This window comes from Paenibacillus sp. HGH0039, assembly GCF_000411255.1.
Taxonomy (GTDB): Bacteria; Bacillota; Bacilli; order Paenibacillales; family NBRC-103111; genus Paenibacillus_F.
Genome location: NZ_KE150412.1, coordinates 1,911,544 through 1,934,299, shown reverse-complemented (window position 1 = coordinate 1,934,299; position 22,756 = coordinate 1,911,544). Strand labels below are relative to the sequence as shown.

Here is a 22,756-nt window from a genome sequence, read left to right as displayed (position 1 = left end):
TAAGACTATCCTTTTCTATTTTTCTTCAGAGGTGCATACATAATGACCAAATCAAGAGCAACGGCGTTCCTGGCATTCGTGTTTACCGGGATTGTACTGCTTACTCTGTTGTTCGTGCCGGCCACGGCGCGGGGGCAATCTCCCTTGGATACGATTAAGATTACCGAATGGGCATACAAATGGGACAGTCAGGGGACTGGCCCTGACGGGACACGGACTCCGGCCGGCACAGACGGATGGACGCCCGCCAATGAGAAGGGGGACATGCCGGTCAAGCCGGAGGGCGTTACCGCACTCTGGGTGAAAATCGAGCTGCCTCGGCTGGAATGGGACGAGCCGGGCATGCTGATCGACAAATTGTACGGTCACCGCATCGAAGTATTTACGGATGAACGCAGAATCTACAAAGCGGGACACACGTATGTGTACGACAAGAACCGGCTGCTGATTCCGCTCAGTGACAATGAATCCGGCAAAACGGTTTATATTCATATCGAGACGGACAGTGACAGGATCGGACTCCAGAAAAACGTGAAAATCGGAGATTATCAGGCGCTGCTTCCGGGCTATGTCAAATCGAATCTGACCGATGTTTTGCTGGGCTGCGCCTTCGTGTTCATTGCCCTCCTGATGTTGATCTGCACGGTATTTCTGAACCGGGGGCAGCTTGCCAAATGGCTCTCGCTCAGTCTGGTCATTCTGGCCATCGGGATGCTCATGATCGGGTCTTCTCAGTTTACATATACGTTTTTTGAAGATCAGGGCAAGTGGATCGAAAGTTTGTTTGACCTGGCGCTGCTTGTGTTTTTGCCGACGTTGACTCTGTATTTCGAACAAATATTAGGTCACGGGACCTGGTCGATGTTGACGAAGTACCGCTGGTTCCAGATCGGATTCTCGGTTCTATGCGTTTTGTTCCAACTGGTGAATCACCTGGCTTCCTACCGGTACGACAAAGCCTATTATTTTGTCACCGTAATGCTGCTGGGGCTTACGATGCTGATCCAATTCGTGCTGCTCATCGGAATGGCTATCACGCATGCGGTCAAGGGCAGCAAGGACGGGATAACCTTAACGACGGGAATCGGTCTTTTCGCGGCATCCGGAGTCGTCGATCTGCTCGTATTCTATGTCAAAAACGAACAGTACGAATTTATTTACTGGAAGTTTGGAATCGTGTGCTTCGTGACCTCGCTGATCATAATTCTCGGCAGGGGATTTGCCCGCGATCACGAGAAAATCGTGAGGTATTCCAAGGAACTGGTGATGTACAACAATGAGCTGCAGCGAGCGGAAAAAATGGAGATCATAAGCGACCTCGCCGCCTCCGTGGCTCATGAGGTGCGTAACCCTTTGCAGGTGACGAGAGGTTTCCTTCAATTGGCCGCAGAGAAGCTGGGCCAGAAGGAAAAAGGGTACATGAACATGGCGATCGAGGAACTCGACCGGGCTTCCAATATCATTACGGACTTCCTTACGTTCGCGAAGCCGCAATTGGAACATATCACGTCACTGAACATCTGCCAGGAATTGAAGCAAATCGAAGGCATTCTGGTTCCGCTGGCTAATCTTCAAGGCGGTGTAATTACGCTGGAGGTGCCGGAGGATCTGTACATCGAGGGCAATTCTTCGAAATTCAAACAGGCGTTTATTAACATCATTAAGAATAGTATCGAGGCATTGGACGGGCAGGGGCAGATCCAGATCTGGGCGTACAAAGAGAAGAATGAAGTGTGGATTCATATCCGGGATAACGGGGAGGGAATGGAAACAAAAGAGCTCTCCAAACTTGGAGAGCCGTACTTTTCAACGAAAACCAAGGGGACTGGCCTGGGTCTTATGGTCACCTTCCGGATCATCGAGGTCATGCATGGCCGTCTGGAATTTAAGAGCGAGAAAGGTGTCGGCACTGAAGCGATTGTTCGGTTTCCTTCGATACCCGGCTAGCCGTTTTGTAGGGGATTACCAGACGCTGTTCGCGTCGGATTTGGCGCTGAGTACTTCAGCCGGATTCGGAGGAATCACGAGAAAGTATTGGCCCGGAGCTTCATCCAGAACTTTTACATCCGCCGATTCCGGCAGCTCGATGTCAAAGGCTTGCTTTAGGGCTCCTCTAGGGTCGTTCATCAACGCTTTCTTGAATTCGGGGTCCGCCCAAGCTTTCTCAATGATCTGATTTTTCAAAATCTCTTCTGCTGACACAAGGCTCATCCTTTCAAAGTAAAGGGATCATATTCCGCCCTGAGTATAGCATGGGTCTAGGTCTAATGTCATTAAAATTTGTTTCTTTTTGACAGCAAGTAGGCAAATCCTCCTAGTTCCAAAAGTCCCCTTTCTTTGTCAATCCGCGAAGCTTCCGCCAAGAGGTCATCCAATAAGGATTGATGAAAGGCGTCCATATGCGGGGCATGGAACAAGCCGGTCCGGGCACCGGCGGAGGCCGATGCGGCCTCGGCATAATCGCGCAGGCAGCCGTGAATGAACACGGCTTGTTTGACGTTGTCTTCCGTAAGCGGCTCCTCCGGCTTCAAGCCTCTTCGCGCCCGGATCAGAGAGAGGAGGCAGTTGTAACTGCCCGTCTCCAGGTCTTCCCGCCAGTCGGCCCAGTCATCGGCCATTTGCAGGGCCAGCAGCGTATGATCCGTCTGCCGCGAGAACGGCCCGATCAGCTCCTCCTGACCGCTTAACAGCAGGGCGCCCGTACTTGCCAGCTTAACGGGAGCGGCTTTATACGCGATGCGGACCGGGTCTTTGCGGAAATAATCCGCTTCGTTCTCCTTGGCGACGCATTCCGCCCACTGCCGCAAGTAGGCGTCCGCGTATGCCCAGAACGGGGAATCCGCAGGAAAACACTCCCGGTAGAGGCGGGAATATTCCGCTTGAAACAGATTCGAGAGGGGCAGCATCAGCCGGCGCTCGTCCGCTCCCGTATCCGTGTCCATGAAATCGTCCTGGACGAAAAAATGAAGCATGACGAACACATTGGCTAATGAAAGCGTTCTGTACATATCGGAAGGGAGCTTGGTCTGTTCCCTCAGCCAGAACGGCAGCAGATAGCAGATGTAGTTTTTCGTGCTGTCTTTTTTCAGGGGATGAAACTTGTCCAGATAGTCCAGACCGGCCGTGTGCAGCGGGGCGGGAAATGCGGCAACCCTGCGCACCGCCTCTTCGAAAACAAGCTCCAGTTCTTCTGTATAGTCCGTAAACCACTTCATGGGGCACCTGCCTCTTTTTTGTTCTTTTTCAAGTATAGGTCACAGGTACTAGACCGGCAAGATAAGCAGGCTTCTCTTTTGTGCAAAAAATGAACTCAACTCTTTCCCGGTTTCCTCCGATAAATAATAAGCTGACATATATAACAGGAGGAAAAGCAGATGAATCAGGTGTGGAAGAAAATGAAGCTGAAAAATTCCCTGAAAACAAAGCTGATCGCCGCTTTTCTGCTGCTTTCGCTTGTGCCGCTGGTCGTGACATCCGTCGTTCTTCTGAATATGGCGAAAACCAACACGGAGAACGAGATTGCCTACAACATGACAAACCTGGCGAAGTCCAATGCCGATAGCGTAGATTACTGGATGCGCCAGAGAATATCGCTGGTCGAAGAGATGATAAAGAAGCATCCCGAGATGGCTAAAGGGGAAAAAACCCAAATTTTGAGCGTGCTCAAGACGGTTGGAGAAATCGACAAAGAATTCGAGTACTATGCCTACGTGGAGAAGGATGGTACCAGTACAAACACCGCAGGCCTCGTGTCGAAAGTCGGGGAACGCGATTATTTCAAGAAAATGGCCGAAACAAAAAAAACGGTCGTCAGCGAAATGCTTATCAATTCCAAAACGGGAAAACCGGTTATCGTCATCGCCGTGCCGATCGTAGAGGGAGGCGAGTTCCTCGGCGCCATTCATGCGGTCATTAACCCTGACATTCTTCAAAGGCTCATAGAAGGAGTCAAGGTGGGCGAGAGCGGTTTCGGTTACCTGATCTCGGGTGAGGGCACCTATTTGACTCATCCGGATAAAGCGCGGATCGGGAAGAAGCTTGATGAGGTGATGCAGTCGAGCGAGCTGAAAAAATTCAAAGAACAGGTACTGGTGCAAAATGATGGCGAAGTCGATTACAAGTCGGCGGAAAATATAGACCGGACAGCTTCCTATCATACCGTGTCGGCTACCGGTTGGAAGATGATTGTCCTGACCAATGACGCGGAGGTTCTGGAGGCACTCCAGAAATTCGCCCGGACGACTACCATCATCATTCTGATCGTGTGCATCCTGGTTCTGCTCATTTCTTGGCAGATCGGCAGGGTGGCCGTTGCGCCGATGCTGCATCTTTCGGAAGTGCTGAAGAAAGTTGCGGGAGGAGACCTGACTCCCCGTTTGAAGGTAACTTCAAAAGACGAGATCGGGGATATCGCCCAAAATACGAACAAGATGCTCGAATCGATGAGCGAGATCATCGGGGACGTGAGCCTCATGGCGGAGCAGGTTGCCGCTTCCTCGGAAGAGCTGACGGCTTCGTCGGCCGAATCGGTCGAAGCATCCAAGCACGTGGGCCAGTCGATCGAGGAAATCGTTCGCGGTTCGGAAACGCAGGTGCAGAGCGCCGAGCAGAGCTCGAAGGCGATGGAAGAGATGGCCGGAGGCATCCAGCGGATCGCGGAGTCTTCGTCGACGGTTGCCGATACGACCAACCGGACGGCCGCCGAGGCGAAGCAGGGGAACAACGCCATCCAGATGGCGGTCCGGCAGATGGATTCTATTCGCGATTCCGTAACCGTCACCTCCGGGGAGCTTAAAACGCTCGGCGAGCATTCGCGGCAAATCGGCGACATTGTCGACGTCATCACGCAAATTGCTAGCCAGACCCAGATGCTCTCGCTCAACGCCTCCATTGAGGCGGCCAGAGCGGGTGAGCATGGGCGCGGTTTTGCCGTCGTAGCGGGCGAGGTGAAGAAGCTCGCGGAGCAGTCCGCGAAATCGGCCGCGCATATTACGGAGCTGATCGCGCACATCCGCACGTCCACGGATAATGCCATCACGACGATGGACCGGGGCGTTGCGGAAGTCGGCAAGGGTGCGGAAATCATCCATATTGCCGGGATTGTTTTCCAAGATATCTACACAGCCGTTCAGAACGTATCGGATCAGATCCGCGAGGTTTCCGCGGCAACGGAACAAATGTCTGCCGGCTCCGAGGAAGTGAGCGCTTCGATGATGGAAATGCTGCAAATCTCCCAAGGCTCGTCGGACAGTGCCCAGATGATTTCCGCGGCATCCGAGCAGCAGCTTGCTTCTATGGAGGAAGTTTCCTCCGCGAGCGAATCTTTGAGCCGGATGGCCCAAAGTTTGCAGGAGAGCCTCTCCAAATTTAAAATCTGACCTCATATAGAATGAGACCTGTTTCCTCCTCCGGAGGAGCGGGTCTTTTCCTTTTGGAGAGAGCCAAATTAACCGGACCCGATGGATTTGGTTACATAACTGTGTTAATTTTAAATAGAGATTATTAACGAGAGGATACACATTCATGTTCGGTCTTGAACACCTTCAGTTGGACACCTCTTTCCTTGCTTTGGAGGGGGAATGCCCGGTATCGCAAGCCAAGGCTCTGCTGGAACAGGTCCGTTTTGTGATCGTGGATACGGCCCCCGGCGCAGCTTATATCATTTCCTATCAGGAAGCGAAATTTCTGGATGCTTTACATCCGGATATGACTATAGATGAGTGGGTCCGCCGTACAGGCTGGCCCTGCTCGGCCGCTTGTCCGAAGTCCAGGCTGGGCGAGCTTCAGACCGACTGGCAGAAGCCTATTCTGGTTCTCGGCGAGGATTCGAGGAAGCTGGGCATCGTTACGGCCGAAGCCATGATGAACTGTCTGCAGCAGGAGAAAAGGCAGTTGGTCTCCTATCTGGATACCCTCGTGGAAACCGTCAACGACGCGGTGACGGCCGTAGACCGGGAGGGCCGCGTTATTTACTGGAACCGGACGGCGGAGCAAGTGTACGGGATCGGCAAGCAGGACATTATCGGACGGACGATCGGCGAGCATTTTGAGAAAGAATCGATCATGCTTCATCAAATATTGGACGAAGGCCGGACCATCCGCCAAGTCTATCACCAGCCCGCCCCGGACACCCACGTCCTGATCAGCGCTTCTCCAATCGTGGAGAACAATCAGATTATCGGCGGGATTGCCACGGAACAGGATATCACGCGGATCGTGCGTCTAAACGAAGAACTGTATTCGGCCATTCCGCTGCGGATCGAGCAGGACAAGCCTTTCTCGTCCATTATCGGAATGGGCCACGATATTAAACGCTCCCTGGAAGTCGCCCGCAAATTCGCCCGTTTCAGCACCCCTGTGCTGCTTGTCGGGGAACCGGGCTCGGGCAAGGAGATGCTTGCCCAGGCCATTCATTACAGCAGCGAGCGCAAAGACGCCGCTTTCGTTTCTCTGCACTGCGGAGCCATTCCGGGCGGTCTGCTCGAAACGGAGCTTTTCGGCTACCAGGGGGCCGCTTTTACAAGCGGCGAAGACCAGGGCAAGGAAGGGAAGCTGGAGTTTGCCGACGGCGGCACTCTGTTTCTGGAGGAAGTGGGCGAGATACCCTTGGATATCCAGCTCAAGCTTTCCCATTATTTAAGGGACAAGTCGTTCCAACGTGTAGGCGGGGAAGAAAGTATCCGCACGGATGCGAGAATTATCGCCACGACTCATACTTCGCTGCAGCCGCTTATGGAGCAGGGGCTTTTTCTGGAGGATTTGTTTTATCAGCTCAACGTGATGAGCATCGAAATCCCGCCCCTGCGTGAGCGGAGAGAAGATATTCCCGAGCTGGTGCAAGCTTTTATCCGGGAATTTACGGAGCATTATCACAAGCCCGTTCCCAAGGTTGAACCGGACGTGCTGAACGTACTTATGAATCATGACTGGCCCGGCAATATCCGGGAGCTGCGGAATGTCATGGAGCGCGCCGTCATTCTTTGTGAAGGAGATACGATTACGGGTGTCCACCTGCCTCCGGGCCTTTCCTCCAAGATGCAGCATGCCGGTTTTTTCGCGGACAGAGAGGAGACGGGAGCGCCGAAGCCTCATTCGGCTTTTCAACAAGAAGACCATCTGATCGAAGAAGCTTTGCGGAGGGCGTACGGCAACAAAAGCGCGGCCGCCAAGCTGCTCGGCATTTCTCGCGGGACCCTCTACAAGAAAATGAGGGAGTACGATATCCACACGGAGTAGCGGCAGATCTCTGCGTAACAAGGACAGCAAGTACAATTTATGCGCACCTTTGGACAAGAAATTGTTCAGAGGTGTTTTTTTATTGGCTGAAAATAGAAGAAAGTGTATACAAGTGATGAACATTATTGTATTATTGGACATATATTAAACATATGTGTTCATTGTTGTGAACACAATATTCAATAATTTGGAATATGGAGGCATCTTTATGGAAGCCATCATGAGAAATATGTTCCAAGCGCTGGGCAAAAGCCATTCGGCGAACAAAATGGCCAAAAAGTTCGGCCTCCGCTTTGGAGCCGCCCGGTTTGTGGCGGGGGAATCCATTCAGCAGGCAATTGAAGCTGTCCGCGGGCTGAACAGCGACGGCCGTCTCGCTACGCTGGATCATTTGGGCGAATTTGTGTTCAGCGAGGAAGAGGCCAACGAATCGGCCGAGATGTGTATCAAGACTTTGGAAGCGATTGCAGCGTCCGGTGTCAACTCGAACCTTTCGCTTAAAATGACTTCGCTGGGTCTGGATATCAGCAAGGATTTGTGCCTGCAGAACATGCGCCGGATTCTGGACTGCGCCAAGAAGCACGGGAACTTCGTCCGCATCGATATGGAGGATTACGAGCACTGCCAGATCACGCTCGATATTCTGCACGAGCTGCGCGACGAATACGATAATGTCGGCACCGTTATTCAGGCATACCTGTACCGCTCGGAGCAGGATATCCGCGATTTGAACAGCATCCACGCGAATCTGCGTCTAGTCAAAGGCGCCTACAAGGAATCGCCGAAGGTTGCTTTTCCCGAGAAGAAAGACGTGGATGACAATTATAAAAAAATTATTAAACAGCACTTATTAAACGGCAATTATGCCGCAATCGCCAGTCACGACGAAGCGGTCATTAACGAGATGAAAGCTTTTATCCGCGATATGAAGATTTCGGGGGATCAATTCGAGTTCCAGATGCTTTACGGAATCCGCGAGGATCTTCAAAAGCAACTGGTTGCGGAAGGGTACCGGGTGCGCGCTTACGTACCTTACGGAATCGACTGGTTCGGGTATTTTATGAGGCGGCTTGCCGAGCGCCCGGCCAACGTCTGGTTTGTTTTGAAGAACTTTTTTAAATAAATATACATTTTTATTAGGGAGAGGTGCCATTATGACTACGAACCAAACGACAATTGCCCCGTTCAAAAACGAGCCGTTTACGGATTTCACGCAAGAGGATAACAAGAAGGCGATGCAGGAGGCTCTAGCCAAAGTTAAACAGGAGCTGGGCAAGGAATATCCCCTTCATATCGGGGCGGATAAAGTAACGACCGAGGACAAAATTGTCTCGATCAATCCCGGGAACATCGACCAAGTAATCGGCCGCGTCAGCAAGGCCACACAAGAGCTCGCAGAGCGCGCCATGCAGACGGCTTTGTCTACCTTCGAGACATGGAAAAAGGTGCCTGCGCGCGAACGCGCCGAGTATTTGCTGAAAGCGGCGGAGCTGATGAGACAGCGCAAGCATGAATTTTCGGCCTGGATGGTCCTGGAGTCCGGGAAGAACTGGGCGGAAGCCGATGCGGATACGGCGGAAGCGATCGACTTCATGGAATTTTACGCGAGGGAAGCGATCCGTTTAAGCGAGACGAATACGCATCAGCCGCTAACGAAGCTCGACGGCGAAGATAACCGCCTGACTTACATTCCGCTGGGAGTAGGCGTGGTGATTCCGCCGTGGAACTTCCCGCTGGCGATTTGCGCGGGTATGGCTACTGCGGCAGTCGTTTCGGGCAACACGGTGCTTGTGAAGCCGGCGTCCACTACGCCCGTCATCGCTCACAAGTTCGTGGCTCTTATGGAAGAAGTCGGTTTGCCGGCCGGCGTAATCAATTACATTCCGGGCAGCGGCGCCGAAGTCGGCGATTACTTGACGACGCATCCGAAAACCCGTTTCGTCAGCTTCACCGGTTCTAAAGAAGTCGGCCTCCGCATTAACCGTCTGGCTGCCGAAACGGTGGAAGGCCAGATCTGGATTAAGCGCGTTATCGCCGAAATGGGCGGCAAAGACGGTATCGTCGTCGATGAGACCGCAGATCTTGATGCGGCAGCGGCAGCCATTACCGCTTCGGCATTCGGCTTCCAGGGACAAAAGTGCTCGGCCGGTTCCCGCGCCGTTGTTGTGGAGTCCGTCTACGACGAGATTGTGGAGAAGGTTGCGGAGCTGACCAAAAAGCTGGAGATCGGCCTCCAGGATGAAAATTACGCCGCAGGTCCCGTGATCGATGAGAACTCGTACAATAAAATCCTTGAATATATTGAAATCGGCAAAAAAGAAGGCCGTCTCGTTACGGGCGGCGGCAAGGCCGAAGGAAACGGCTACTACATTCAGCCGACTGTATTTGCCGATGTGGACGGCAAGGCACGCGTCATGCAGGAGGAAATTTTCGGTCCCGTCCTGGCCATCGCGAAAGCGAAAGACTGGAAAGAAGCGATCGCCATGTACAACGATACCGAATTCGGCTTGACCGGCGCTTTCTTCTCCAAAGACGAAAGCCGCATCGAAACGGCTCTTGAAGACATGCACTGCGGCAATCTTTACATTAACCGCAAATGTACGGGCGCGTTAGTCGGCGTTCATCCTTTCGGAGGCTTTAACATGTCCGGTACGGATTCCAAAGCGGGCGGCTACGATTATCTGCTTCTGTTCACGCAGGCTAAGCTGACTTCCAGAAAACTGTAAGGCTGTCACGAAAAGCTTATGCGCACCGGAAAGCACCGCGAAGACCACAGGACTCTTTAGGAAAGACTGCTTTCACTATAGAAGACGGGAAGGGACGGAAGTTCCTTTCCGTCTTTTTGTTATTCATCGGGTGAATTAAATCTTTCCCCTTTGGGTTAAACATCATATGATTGCTATAACGACTATCTTGTTTTCACAGGAAGCGAGGATCTAATCATGCTTACTTCACTAAAAGCGATCGAAGCATACCGTCGGGGCGCAGAACCTCCGGTTCCTGCTTATACCTGGCTCCGTTTTCTCGTTTCGGCGGAAGAGCGGATCGTCAATCTGGAAAGAATCCGTTCCATTCATGAGTTGGCGGATGCGAACCCCGTACTGGATTATGTGGAAAGAACTCTGCGCATTCTGGACGGATTGAAGCTTTCTTTCTGGGTGAAAGAAATTTTGGAAACCGTGCTCGTTTGGTCCGAAACGGCCAAAGGCGGAACGGTCCGCCAGCGGATGCAGTGGCAGGCCGACGGGATCAATTTGTTTGTTCATAATATAGGGGCCGCGCAGCTTTTTGACCGATTTAACGAAATGGGCGATACGGGGACGGACAAGCTTCTCGTGATCCGTAGCTTGATCGCAACGCACGGCTTGATCGGCCAGTATATACGGGGCGAAGTCCCCTTTGAAGGAAATGAACCTTTGACGGAGATCGTCAAGCGGGGGCTTCTGACTCCCGAAGAGCTTCAAAGCCTGCTGCTTCCTTTGAATCACAGCATCATCGGCGCTGTTTCGCCCGAACTGTGGAACACGGTGCGAAGCGAAGTGGAGGAGCTGGCGTCGCATATCTCCATCGGAGAGCAACCCGGAGCATGGTCGGTCCGTGAGCGGCTGCGTAAACTGAGGAGCGGCTCCATCCGCCAGGGGGAGAACTTCGAAGCCGAATACGAGAAAGTAGCGGAAAGGCTGGAGGCGATTGAACGCGCCCGAGTGGACGAAGCGGGAGAAAGGATGCCGCCGAACGGGCAAGTATTTGTCGGCGAAGCGTTTGACGGGGGGACGGGGCAGGTCAAGCAATCCGAGCAGACCGGGCAAGCCGGATCAGCCGAGCAAGCGGGGGCAAACGACTATGACGGGCCAATGAGACAGGCCGGACAAGATGAGGAAGCCGGACAAGCCGCACGGACCAAGCAAGCCGATGAATTCCGATACCCCGGATACGCCCTCGAAAGAGCGCTGCAACCTCTAGCGGGAAAAACGCTGTGGTATGTGGAATCCGCGCTTCAGGAATTCAGCCTGGAAGAAGTCGTAAAGGTATTTATGCTCGCGTTGCAAACGGGAGCAAACACCGTCTCGGCAGCGACTATGACGGATGAACCCGTCCATCATATCAGCTTCGAGCGGCTGATGAATGCCATGTATTACGATTACAAGGGCGTGAAGAAAATCAATGTGTATAAAAAACGCATCATCGAAAAGTTTCTTCGTGAGCTTGCCTTTGAACATATAGGGTCGAGCGGGGCGCCGGTGAACCCGCACCTGGCCTATAAGGTAGAACGCAGCCCGTCGGCTGCGGACACGGTGTTCTTCACCTTCGAATTTTCCGCTGCCGCCGAAAAACTCATTGAGTTTTGTATGGAAGCGGAGAAATCGCCTCTTTATGAGAAGGCGGTATTGCTCTTGTTCGACCTTTTCGAACTGAGACGTGACGCCTACGACCGGTTTCATAACGAGGAAGAGTATTTGGAGACGATGAACCGGACCGCCGATTACAAGAGCGTAATGCTGGAGTTCATTACGGGGGAAAAGGTGCTTGATATCGGGCCGGGCGGCGGAGTTATGCTGGATCTGATCGAGCAGAGGCTGCCGGATAAGCAGCCGGTCGGAATTGACATCTCCACGAATGTCATTGAAGCGTTAAACCGCAAGAAACAGCTTGAAGGACACCGTTGGGAGGTTCTGAAAGGTGACGCGCTCAATTTGAAAGATTACGTGCATCCTGGCACTGTCGGAACCGTTATTTTCTCCTCCATCCTACATGAACTGTACTCTTACATCGAATGGAACGGTTCAAGGTTCAACCGGGATACGGTGGCAGCCGCTCTGCGCAGCGCTTTCGATGTGCTGGCCGTAGGAGGGAGAATCATTATCCGTGACGGCATTATGACGGAACCCGCAGAGATGAAACGGCGCATTCGTTTTTTGGCCCAAGACGACAAAGAGTGGCTGATGCGGTATACGGGTGATTTTGCAGGCAGGCAGATACAGGTCGAGTATTTGGAAAACGGCGATGTGGTGATGCCGGTGAACGATGCCATGGAGTTTCTCTACACGTACACGTGGGGGGAGGAAGCTTACGTTCACGAAGTGCAGGAGCAGTTCGGTTACTTTACGCCCTCTGACTATGCCGATTTCATCGGAAAGGTGCTGGGACCGGAAGCCGTTGTTGTGGAATTCCGTCACTTCCTGCAAGAAGGTTATACAGACGCGCTTGCGGGCAAAGTCGTTTTTATGGACGAGAAGGGCGCATCCGTTCCGCTTCCGGACAGCACTTGTTTGATTGTTATAGAAAAAAGAGGAGAAACACACCTTGACAATTAGTTTTAATATGTCATAATGATAATATCAAATTGACGATATATTTCTTTTCTCTAAGAAACGGCAGGTGCAAACATGAACCCGAATTTGGAGGACGAGAATTACTCGGCGGGCAAATACAGAACCCCGGACGGCGCTCCCGCGGATATCGTGATTTTTACGATCACTTCGACCGAGCGCGGCACGGCCAAAAAATCTTTGCCCCACCGGGAGCTGCAGGTTTTGCTCATCCAACGCAAAGGCTGGCCGTTCGCCGGCCAATGGGCACTTCCCGGAGGCTTCTGCAAGGAGACGGAGACCGTTTACGATTGCGCAAAGCGCGAGCTGAGTGAAGAAACCGGAGTCCAGGAGGTACACATTGAATACTTCAATGTATACAGCACGCCTGGCCGAGATCCGCGAGGCTGGATTATCTCGCATGCTTTCTTCGCGCTGGTGCATGAACAGTATTTGGCGGGGCGTCAGGCAGCGGATGACGCAGCCGATGTTAAGCTTTTCTCCGTAGAAGAGGCGCTCCGGATGGAGTTGGCCTTCGATCACAAGCAGATTCTTCAAGACGCTTTGGATCAAGTCCGCAGGCAGATGCTGACGACGATTATCGCCAAGGAATTTCTTCCCGAAGAATTCACGATCAGCGAGCTCTATCAAGTTATCCGGACGCTTGTCCCGGAATTTGAGGAGAAAAATTTTATCCGCAAAATCACCTCCACTCAAAGCCGCAAAGGAATTATAGAGGAAGCGAGGGATTCCCGGGGCGAGCGCAAATTTTCCAACCGCTATTCACAGCGTGCGGCTCAGCTTTACCGGTTTACCGGAGATGTGCCTCAGCTGTCATTGTACAGCTAGGCTTTTCTTTTAGGTTTTGATATTGTCATTATAATATTATTAAATTAATTATTTGGAGGGAATGAAATGAAAAAAACGGGAACCATGCTTGTGCTGCTTGCCGCGATGCTGACGGTTGCCTGGCTGACTGCTTCGTCGGCTTTTGAAATCGCAGCTACAACGACAGGATTGCTTTGCGTCTGGCTGACGGCCAGAGAAAACATATGGTCGTGGCCGATTTCACTGGTTAATGTGGCCTGTTTCTTCTATATGTTCTGGGAGGTAAAGCTCTATGCGGATATGGCGCTTCAAGTTTTCTTTTTCCTGTTGAGCATCTATGGCTGGATCGTATGGCTCACAAAAAGAGGAGGAGCGGGCGTGCGTCCGACGAGGAAAATAGCGCCGTGGCTGATCCTTCCTCTGGTTCTGTTCCTGATTGGCGCGACGGCGGGCTGGGGATATGTTCTGCACAAGTATACCGACGCCTCCATCCCTTATGCGGATGCATGTATCGCTACGCTTAGCATCATTGCCCAGCTGCTCTTATCGGCTAAGATTCTGGAAAATTGGACGGTCTGGATTGCGGTGGATGTGCTGTCGATCGGCATGTACGCCTACAAGGGGTTGGATGCGATTGCGTTCTTGTATCTGATCTACCTGATCATCGCGATAGCCGGACTGATTACGTGGAAAAGAAACTATACCGCCGCGGAAGGGTTTCGTCTTACCCCGGAGCCTGCGGGAAATCCTCACAGCACGGAAAGAGGTGCATGAAAATGAATACGCAATCGAAAACTACCGGACTCACTCTCGGGAAATTCGCTCCGCTTCATAAGGGGCACCAATTGATGATTGAGACGGCGATAGAGGAAAACGACGACGTGATCGTGCTCATCTATGACAGCCCGGATGTCACGGATGTTCCGCTCCCGGTACGGGCCAAATGGATACGGACGCTGTATCCCGGCGTTGAAGTGATTGAAGCCTGGGACGGACCGGTAGAGAACGGGTATACGCCTGAGATTCAAAGGATGCACGAAGAGCACATTCTCGCCATGCTCGGCGGCAGAAAGATTACGCGTTTCTATTCCAGCGAAAAATACGGAGAACATGTAAGTGCCGCGCTGGGTGCGCATAACAGGCAGGTAGATCCCGGCCGTCTGACGGTACCTGTCTCCGGCACACGGGTTCGTCACGACCCGTACGGTCAGCGCCGTTATGTAGATCCTGTCGTTTATCGGGATTTGATCACGAAGGTTGTGTTTCTGGGGGCTCCGTCGACCGGAAAAACAACGCTCGCCGGTTACTTGGCGAATCTTCACGGAACGAATTGGATGCCCGAATACGGGAGGGAATATTGGGCGGAGCACCAGATCGGCCGCCGTTTGTCAAAAGAGCAGCTCCTGGAAATCGCGGAGGGGCACCTGCGGAGGGAGGAGAAGCTGACGGAGGAAGCCAATAAGTATGTATTCGTCGATACCGACGCCCGTACAACGCTGCGGTTCTCGATGTATTATCACGGCGGGGCGCTGCCGAAGCTTCATGAATTGGCGGAAGCTGCCGCTGCACGATACGATTTGGTATTCGTATGCGATACCGATATTCCTTACGACGACACGTGGGACCGGTCGGGCGATGCCCAGCGGAATCTGTTCCAGAAACAGATTCTGGCGGATCTGAACATGCGCCGTATCCCTTATTTCGTGCTCAGCGGCACGCTGGAGGAGCGAGCTGCCCGGGTTAACGCCGTATTGGCCAAACACCGGAAATACCGCAGCCTCGCCGAAGTGCTGGCATAATCCGCAGCCATGGAAGAGAGAGAGTCCTGCCGGGACTCTCTTTTTTTGTCCGCCAAGCAAAACAAAGACGGGCAACCCGCTAAACGTCGTCGGGAGCAACCACTTCGACCTTGATCCGGTCCGGGTCTTCAAAATAAACGGCATAATGCCGGGGGCCGCCCGCATGCGGATGCTGTTCCCGGTACAAGACACGGACGCCTTTTGCCGTTAAAGCCTCCGTCAATCCGTCTACCTGCTCTCTGGATTTCGCGTGAAAGGCGAGATGGTTCAAACCGGTACGCCGCCTGTGGTAAGGAAGGTCCAGGAAACGTTCTTCGGTCTGAACAAAAACCAAATACGTATCTCCGCACTTCCAACTGATTCCTTTCTCCCAGCGCTGGAACGTTTCGTAACCCAGCTGGCTCAGCAGCCATTCCCAGAACGGAGCCGATTCATTCAAATCGGACACATTGATTTCGACGTGATGAAGCATAAAAACCTCCTGGAATCTCTTGTAAACAGTATAAACGAGAACATTTGTTCTTGTCAATTTTTTTAAAAAAGGGCTAACGGAATAGAATGCAAAAAACGACCGTTTTACCAAAAAAAGATATTGATAACGATTCTCATTGTTGATATACTCGTTTTGGGAATTTGTGATGAACGGACATGAAAAACCATGCTTTATCATCCTGTTTTCAGCCAAAAGAACTTGAGGAGTTGTCTTTTATGAAGATTCGTTATGTCGCGCTTTTTGCAGCCTGCACGGTGCTTTTTACGGGATGTGGTTCCAAAAACAATGAAAACGCGGGTGCTTCAGCAACTCCGGATGCCAAAGCGACACCGGCAGCGGCAGCGGCAACTCCGGCTCCGGCAGGCGATGAATCGTGGAAACCGATTCTCGACGCTTACCGCACGTATGCCACGGAACAATCCGATCTGTTCGTCAAAGAAACGGAAAAGTTCGTGAAGGCCGTTAAATCCGGAAATGTTGAAGAAGCCAAAAAACTGTACGCGCCGACCCGGATGTATTATGAACGAATCGAACCGATCGCCGAAGCTCTCGGTGACTTGGATCCGAATATCGATGCCCGCGAGAACGATGTCGAAGAGAAAGACTGGCGCGGATTTCACCGCATCGAACAGGCGCTCTGGCAGAAAAACACGACGAAGGGCCAAGAAGAGTATGCGGACCGTCTTTTGAACGATGCGAAGCAGCTTCGTGCCCTGATCGAAACGGTCGAGGTGGATTCGGGTCTGCTTGTAACGGGTGCGGTTGAACTTTTGAACGAAGTATCCGCCTCCAAAGTGACGGGGGAAGAGGAGCGTTATTCGCATACCGATCTGTATGATTTCGTGGCGAATGTCGAGGGGGCGAAGAAGATTTACACCCTCCTGCAGCCTAAGCTCAAGAGCAAGGACGCGGCGCTCGAAGAAACGATCGGAGCGAAGTTCAAAGACCTGGAACAGGCGCTTGCCGCCTACAAAGAAGGGGACGGGTATGTCTCTTACGAGAAATTGAAGCAGGATGACACGAAAAAATTGAGCCGCCTGCTGGATGCGCTGGCCGAGCCCCTTTCTCAAATGGGAACGATTTTGGGAGCGGCTGCGAAATGAGCGGGAACGATAACGATCAGAAAAAAGGATTTTTCGATAAACCGCTCAGCCGCAGAGATATTCTGAAGCTGGCCGGAGTTGGCGGCGCCGGGCTATTGCTTGGCGCTGGCGGCGTTGGAGGAATCGTTGCGGCGCAGGCGTCCAAAACGGAAAAGGCGTTTTCCGCCTCCGGAGCCGAAACGGATCCCCAGGGCACGGTGCCTTTCTACGGCGGTCACCAGGCGGGTATCGTTACACCCGTCCAGGATTTCATCTGCTTTGCGGCATTCGACGTGACGGCTTCTTCCCTCGCGGAAGTACGCAAGCTCTTCCAGGCATGGACGGCCGCAGCGGCTAACATGGCTCAGGGCAAAATGGTCGGCCAGGACGACGGCAACGAGCTGCTTCCTCCCTCCGATACGGGGGAGGCGGCGGGACTCACATCGTCCCGGACGACGATAACCTTCGGGGCCGGGCCGTCGTTCTTCGACGGCCGCTTCGGTCTCGCGGGCAAAAAGCCCGAGGCCATCCAGGATCTGCCGGCTTTCGGCGGCGACGAGCTGCGGCCGGAATGGTGCGGCGGCGATCTGTGCGTGCAGGTGTGCGCCAACGATATGCAGATCGCGTTCCACGCGATCCGCAATCTGGCACGCATCGCACGGGGCAAGGCCGTCCTCCGCTGGACGCAGGAAGGCTTCCAGCGGACGGGATATTCGGACCCGGCCAAAGCGACACCGCGCAACCTGATGGGCTTCAAGGACGGCACCGGCAATCCGGATGTGAAGGATGAGCAGGAGATGAAGAAGGTCGTGTGGGCGGACAGCGCGGACGGAAGCGGCTGGATGCACGGCGGAAGCTATATGGTCGTCCGCCGGATCCGGATGCGGATCGAGGTCTGGGACCGGTCGACGCTGGCGGATCAGGAGGCCACCTTCGGCCGTCACAGGAACAGCGGCGCTCCGCTCGGCGCATCGGGCGAGTTCGATTCGCCCGATATGGAGAAGAAGGACGCCTCCGGCAAGCCGGTCATTCCGGCTACGTCGCACTTCAAGCTGGCCCGAGGAGACGGTTCCGTCAAAATTCTGCGCAGATCTTACTCCTATTCAACCGGAATAGACCACAAAACAGGCCAGCTGGATGCAGGTCTCTTGTTCGTTTGCTACCAGCGCGATCCGCGCAAACAGTTTGTTCCCATTCAGAAAGCGCTGGGCAAGAGCGATAAGCTAAATGAATATATCGTGCATATCGGCAGTGCGGTTTTTGCCTGCTTTCCCGGCGTGAAGGAGGGCGGATATATTGGCGACACCCTTTTTTAAACGGAAAAAACGCAGCCTTTCTTTGGCCGCAAGCCGGAGCGTTTTCAAAATCGGTCTGGCAGCGCTTCTGCTGCTGATCAGCGTAACGGCGGCCGGGACCGGATACTCTCCCGTTTTAGCGGCCGGCGACAGTAAGGCGTCGGGCGCGGACGGAATGCTTCCCGTTGTCGGAGGAGCGCTCGTTGAAGCCGGGCAGGGAAGCTGGACGAAAGCCGCCGAGCATCTGGCGGAGGCCGATAAGCTTTGGCAGGCTGAGGCCGCCAAGTCCACCGCTGCGGCAGCGAATGTCAACTCGGCCTTGGCGCATGCGAAGAAAACGGTCGCTGAGGGGGATAAGGACCCCAAGGCCGCAACCGCGGCTCTGTCCGAACTGGCCAAGGCCGTGAACAAGTATGCGAAGGAAGGCCGGCAGGACGCGAAAACGGGCCAGTCCGGGCAGGATACGGCGGCCAGTCTGCTCCCCGTCATGACCAAGCTGGCTGCGAGCATCCAGTCGGGCGACTTAACTCAGGCGTATAACGACTATAAAACGTTGAACAACGGATGGCTCAAAGTCGAGCAGGCTATCCGAAGCGATAATTTTACCGTATACAGCGGAATGGAGACGCAAATGAGCATGATCCGCGTGGCTCTGCAGGCCGAGCCCACACAGCCGGAGCAGGCTGCGGGTGAAACCGCGGCTCTCATTCAGCTCGTGAACGACTATACGGCCGGCAAAATCGTATCCAAAGCCCCGGAACCCGCAGACATGTCCGTTGCGGAGCTTATCGGGATTCTCGACCAGGCTTCTTCGGACATTGCGGCCGGACATCATACGGAAGCGGCGGGACAGATGCAGGCTTTTATCCAAAAGTGGCCTTCTGCCGAAGGCCAGGTCAGAATCCGTTCCGCGGCCGTCTATACGCAGATCGAAAACCAGATGACGGAAGCTTCGCGTTATCTCATGTCGGTTCCGCCTGCGGGCGATAAGGCGAAGGAAGTCATCGCGGCCATGCGGGAACAGCTTCAGCCTATGACAGGCGAGAAGCGGTACACGGCCGTGGACGCCGGGCTTATTCTGCTGCGCGAGGGCCTCGAAGCGATTCTCGTCATCTCGGCGCTGCTCGCTTATTTGAAGCGAACCGGCAACGGGGATAAGCGCAGGTGGATCTGGTCGGGCGTCGGAAGCGGGCTGCTTCTGAGCGCGGCAATGGCGTTCCTGCTTTCCTATATGATTTCCCAGGCTGCCTCGGGCAGTACACGGGAGTTCATTGAAGGCGGAACAGGGCTCCTTTCCGTCGTTCTTATGCTGACCGTGGGCAACTGGCTGCACGCCAAATCCAATGTGAAAGCGTGGAACAGCTACATTGACCGGCAGATGGGCAGCGCCCTGGCCGGTGGAAGCTTATGGTCGCTGTTCGCGGTCTCTCTTCTCGCCATTCTTCGCGAAGGGGCGGAAACGACGATCTTTTACGTGGGTATGGCGCCTTCGATTGCGCCGTCTCAGCTGTTTCTCGGTATCGGAGTGACGCTCCTGCTGCTGATCGGCATTGGTTTTGCCATTATCCGGCTGAGTGCCAAATTGCCGATCCGGCCCTTTTTTATGACGGCGTCGGCGCTTATCTACTACCTCGTTTTCCGCTTCCTCGGGGAAAGTATCCATTCCCTGCAAGTCGCGTCGGTTGTACCTGCTCATTCCGCATCCGGACTTCCGTCCGTGGGCTGGCTGGGAATTTATCCGACCTGGGAAACGCTGCTCCCTCAGTTGGCGCTGCTCGCTTACATAGCGGCGAAACTGCTTAGAAGCAGATCCGGTAAGGCGTCTTCAGAGCCTGCTCTGACCGAACGCTAACCTTTCGTAAAGAACCTTGCTCCGTTTTTAATGGGGAAGGTTCTTTTTTTTCGCGTTTAGAGCTGCTGAAGGCAAGAAGGATTTGGTCCAAAAGAAAACCGCCCAAAAAGAAGGCGGTCAATTCACATTAGTTCAAGTCCATGAAATAGGTTTTACGTTAAAACATTAAAAAGTTCGGATTTTTCTTGGCCTACAGCTTATCCGCGTACTTCACCAAATCGTCCAGCATCAGGTTGGCGGCTTTGATTCCGCCTGAAGTATTCCAGATGATTTCATCGATTTGGAAAGCTTTGTCGGTTTTGGCCGCGTTAAGATTTTTGTAGAGCGGGTCCGACATCCATTCCTGCTGGGTTTTCGTGCCGCCTTTGGAATCATCGTAGTCGGAATTGAAGTAGAAGAGGATATCTCCGTCCATATCGACCATACGCTCCTTCGTAATGACCTCCATGAAGGCGTTCTTATCCTGAGCCGCCGGACGGGCGAAGCCCAAATCCTTAAGGATGACGCCGGAGAACGTATCGTTCTGATAAATACGGACGGCTCCCGGGAGGAAGCGGACGATAGATACTTTGGCCGATGTCTTGGAGCCGAATTTCGCTTTCACATCCGCCACATGCTTGTCGTAAGCGGCTAGGGCTTTCTCACCCTCGGTTTTTTTATTTAAGGCTTCGGCGTAGAGCTTGAAGTTTCCTTTCCACTGTCCGGTTAACGTTTCGGCAAAAACCGTCGGGGCGATCTTTTGCAACTGGGTGTATATTTTCTCGTGTCGGACTTTGTTTCCGATAATGAGATCGGGTTTGAGAGTGACGATCAGTTCCAGGTTCGGCTGGACTTCCTCTCCCAGATCCGTGACGCCCTGCATCGCATCTTTGATGTGCGGGTACCACGTTTTGCCGACACCGGATTTAACGGCTCCGACGGGTTTGACGCCAAGCTCCAGAAGAGCCTCGGTTCCTTCGTTGGTCAGAATCACGACGCGCTGCGGAGTGCCTTTGATTTCGGTCTCTCCCATCGCATGTTTCACTTTACGAGCGGTACCGGCTTCGGCTGGCGCCGGTGATGCCGTGTTCGGAGCCGTTGAAGCGGCGGGAGCCGTGCCTGGTTTGCTGCACCCGGATACAGCCAAGGCGAAAATCGTAAAAATTAAAAGAGCCAGTGTAGACAAGGACCGTTTAGGACGGTTCATTTCATAGTTCCCCCTTAAGGATTATGTAGGAATAGAGAATGGGTTATTTATTTAAAATTGATTATGATAATCATTCTCATTCGTTATTAAATAGCATTTTCTACTTGCTGTCAATACTTTCCTCAGGAATTGCCGGTTATAGCCGTTTATAAATGAGGCGCGTTTTAACACAACCTTAATGCCTTCCGTGATTTCCCCTAATATTCCGTCTTCATAATAAAAGATAGAAGCTTATTCGGGTAAAACCGGGAGGACCTTAACGATGAAACTGTTCAAAAGCTTTAGCGTACTGCTGATCGCCGCAAGTTTTTACAGTCAGGCTGCCTGGGCTTCGGTCGAGGAAGGTTATGAACCGCTGAGGGATATGCTGGAGCAGGCAGGAGCCCGCGTGACGTGGAATCAAAGCACGCTGACGGCTGATTTTGCTCTGCAGAGCGGTCTGGAAGGTTCGGTTACCATCGGGAATGACGGATATAAGCTAAACGGAACGGACGGAAAATTGAACGGACATGTGAAACTGATCGGAGATAAAACGTATGTGCCGCCAGGCTTCGTCGAGCTGGTTCTCAGCAAGCTGCGCAGCGGCGGCGGGGAGCAGACGGCTGTCGGGGAGGCGCTCGCCCGGGTAACGGCGGACGGTGAAACGGAAGCGGTCGACACAGGGGAAGATGCGGCCGATGACCCTGCCATCTGGGTGCATCCGGATGATCCGGCCAAGAGCAAACTGATTGCGACCAACAAGGGCGGCGGCATTCTGGTCTATGACCTGGACGGCAAGCAGGTCCAATCCTACAAGCTCGGCAAAATGAACAACATCGACGTGCGCTACGGATACGAGCTTAACGGTAAGAGGATGGACATCGCGGCGGCGACGAACCGGACGAGTAATACGGTCGACGTTTTCTCCATCAACCCGGAAACGGGAGCGCTGACCGATATTGCGGCCAAGCCGATTAAGTCGGACATGGGCGAGGTGTACGGCTTCAGCCTTTATCACAGCCTTAAAACCGGCAAGTACTATGCGCTTGTGCTCGGCAAAGAAGGGGAATTCGAGCAGATCGAACTGATACCCGGATCGGCCGGTGTGGAAGGCAGGCTTGTACGCCACTTCAAACTGGCGTCTCAAGCGGAAGGAATTGTCGCGGACGACGAGTACGGAACGATCTACATTGCGGAAGAGGATGCGGCCATATGGAAGATCGGCGCCGAGCCGGACAGCGGCCTGAAGCCTTACGCCAAGGTGGATGAGGCGGGCAAAGGGCATTTAACCGCGGATATCGAAGGATTAGCGCTGTATTACGGGGCGGACGGCAAAGGCTACCTGATGGCTTCCAGTCAGGGAAGCAGCACCTACGCGGTTTACAACCGCCAGGGGACAAACCGGTACTTGGGCAGCTTCGCCGTCAAGGACGGTCTGATCGACGGGACAACGGAGACGGACGGAATCGATGTCGTCGGATTCGGCCTGGGACCCGCTTATCCTAACGGGATTTTCGTGGCGCAGGACGATGAAAATACGGATAACGGAAAGAAACGCAATCAGAACTTTAAAATCGTGTCGTGGGACAAGCTGGCGAAGTCGTTCCACGCCCCTCTTCGTATCGACAACGGTATCGATCCCCGCAAGCTCAGCCCGCGTAAAGACGGTTGACATTCTAGGCAGACAGGTTCGGAAG

At 53.4% G+C, this 22,756-nt stretch carries 17 protein-coding genes; 13 read left to right on the top strand and 4 right to left on the bottom strand.

The features are described from left to right. Positions 1–42 precede the first annotated feature (42 nt). Positions 43–1,947 (top strand): sensor histidine kinase, encoded by a 1,905-nt coding sequence (locus HMPREF1207_RS08530; RefSeq protein ID WP_009671282.1) that lies wholly within the window; start codon positions 43–45, stop codon positions 1,945–1,947. A gap of 15 nt (positions 1,948–1,962) precedes the next feature. Here HMPREF1207_RS08530 and HMPREF1207_RS08525 read toward each other — a convergent pair whose 3' ends face one another. Continuing rightward, complete coding sequence (locus tag HMPREF1207_RS08525) at positions 1,963–2,211, bottom strand: NHLP leader peptide family RiPP precursor (RefSeq protein ID WP_231392026.1); 249 nt, start codon at positions 2,209–2,211, stop codon at positions 1,963–1,965. Between the two features lie 62 nt (positions 2,212–2,273). Further along, positions 2,274–3,215: a hypothetical protein gene (locus HMPREF1207_RS08520; RefSeq protein ID WP_009671291.1), complete on the bottom strand. Its 942-nt coding sequence runs from the start codon at positions 3,213–3,215 to the stop codon at positions 2,274–2,276. A 159-nt stretch (positions 3,216–3,374) separates the two neighbouring features. Between HMPREF1207_RS08520 and HMPREF1207_RS08515 the strand changes: the two genes are divergently transcribed. The 8 genes from HMPREF1207_RS08515 to HMPREF1207_RS08480 all read left to right on the top strand — a co-directional run bounded on the left by HMPREF1207_RS08515 (position 3,375) and on the right by HMPREF1207_RS08480 (position 15,172). Beyond that, positions 3,375–5,378, top strand: coding sequence for a methyl-accepting chemotaxis protein (locus tag HMPREF1207_RS08515; RefSeq protein WP_009671298.1), 2,004 nt, complete (start codon positions 3,375–3,377; stop codon positions 5,376–5,378). A gap of 145 nt (positions 5,379–5,523) precedes the next feature. Next, complete coding sequence (locus tag HMPREF1207_RS08510; protein ID WP_009671274.1) at positions 5,524–7,236, top strand: sigma-54 interaction domain-containing protein; 1,713 nt, start codon at positions 5,524–5,526, stop codon at positions 7,234–7,236. A gap of 208 nt (positions 7,237–7,444) precedes the next feature. Then, positions 7,445–8,359, top strand: a complete 915-nt coding sequence (locus tag HMPREF1207_RS08505) for a proline dehydrogenase family protein (protein WP_009671301.1) — start codon at positions 7,445–7,447, stop codon at positions 8,357–8,359. A gap of 31 nt (positions 8,360–8,390) precedes the next feature. Beyond that, positions 8,391–9,962, top strand: a complete 1,572-nt coding sequence (gene pruA / locus HMPREF1207_RS08500; protein WP_009671322.1) for an L-glutamate gamma-semialdehyde dehydrogenase — start codon at positions 8,391–8,393, stop codon at positions 9,960–9,962. 216 nt (positions 9,963–10,178) lie between these two features. Beyond that, the gene (locus HMPREF1207_RS08495; protein WP_009671309.1) at positions 10,179–12,551 is read left to right on the top strand and encodes a class I SAM-dependent methyltransferase; all 2,373 of its coding nucleotides are present in this window, start codon (positions 10,179–10,181) and stop codon (positions 12,549–12,551) included. A 72-nt stretch (positions 12,552–12,623) separates the two neighbouring features. Next, positions 12,624–13,394: an NUDIX domain-containing protein gene (locus HMPREF1207_RS08490; protein ID WP_009671304.1), complete on the top strand. Its 771-nt coding sequence runs from the start codon at positions 12,624–12,626 to the stop codon at positions 13,392–13,394. A 66-nt stretch (positions 13,395–13,460) separates the two neighbouring features. Continuing rightward, on the top strand, positions 13,461–14,147 hold the full coding sequence (gene pnuC / locus HMPREF1207_RS08485) for a nicotinamide riboside transporter PnuC (RefSeq protein WP_009671318.1): 687 nt from the start codon (positions 13,461–13,463) through the stop codon (positions 14,145–14,147). A 2-nt stretch (positions 14,148–14,149) separates the two neighbouring features. Then, positions 14,150–15,172 (top strand): AAA family ATPase, encoded by a 1,023-nt coding sequence (locus HMPREF1207_RS08480; RefSeq protein WP_016423586.1) that lies wholly within the window; start codon positions 14,150–14,152, stop codon positions 15,170–15,172. A 79-nt stretch (positions 15,173–15,251) separates the two neighbouring features. Here HMPREF1207_RS08480 and HMPREF1207_RS08475 read toward each other — a convergent pair whose 3' ends face one another. Further along, a complete protein-coding gene (locus tag HMPREF1207_RS08475) occupies positions 15,252–15,644 on the bottom strand; it encodes a VOC family protein (protein WP_009671324.1) in 393 nt (130 codons plus the stop codon). A 236-nt stretch (positions 15,645–15,880) separates the two neighbouring features. On the opposite strand from HMPREF1207_RS08475, the gene efeO reads away from it, so the two are divergent. From efeO to HMPREF1207_RS08460, 3 genes are read left to right on the top strand one after another with little or no spacing between them, the layout of a single operon-like run. Then, complete coding sequence (gene efeO, locus HMPREF1207_RS08470) at positions 15,881–16,768, top strand: iron uptake system protein EfeO (protein ID WP_009671326.1); 888 nt, start codon at positions 15,881–15,883, stop codon at positions 16,766–16,768. After that, complete coding sequence (efeB, locus tag HMPREF1207_RS08465) at positions 16,765–18,063, top strand: iron uptake transporter deferrochelatase/peroxidase subunit (protein WP_009671299.1); 1,299 nt, start codon at positions 16,765–16,767, stop codon at positions 18,061–18,063. Before efeO ends, efeB begins: the two co-directional genes overlap by 4 nt. Beyond that, positions 18,044–19,894 (top strand): FTR1 family iron permease, encoded by a 1,851-nt coding sequence (locus HMPREF1207_RS08460; protein ID WP_009671310.1) that lies wholly within the window; start codon positions 18,044–18,046, stop codon positions 19,892–19,894. Before efeB ends, HMPREF1207_RS08460 begins: the two co-directional genes overlap by 20 nt. Positions 19,895–20,084: 190 nt before the next feature. Here the strand turns inward: HMPREF1207_RS08460 and HMPREF1207_RS08455 are convergent, their stop codons facing one another. Continuing rightward, positions 20,085–21,080 carry an ABC transporter substrate-binding protein gene (locus HMPREF1207_RS08455; RefSeq protein ID WP_009671313.1) on the bottom strand — a complete coding sequence of 332 codons (996 nt, stop codon included), beginning with the start codon at positions 21,078–21,080 and terminating at the stop codon, positions 20,085–20,087. A 262-nt stretch (positions 21,081–21,342) separates the two neighbouring features. Between HMPREF1207_RS08455 and HMPREF1207_RS08450 the strand changes: the two genes are divergently transcribed. Next, the gene (locus tag HMPREF1207_RS08450; RefSeq protein WP_009671323.1) at positions 21,343–22,731 is read left to right on the top strand and encodes a phytase; all 1,389 of its coding nucleotides are present in this window, start codon (positions 21,343–21,345) and stop codon (positions 22,729–22,731) included. The last annotated feature ends 25 nt before the right edge of the window (positions 22,732–22,756 follow it).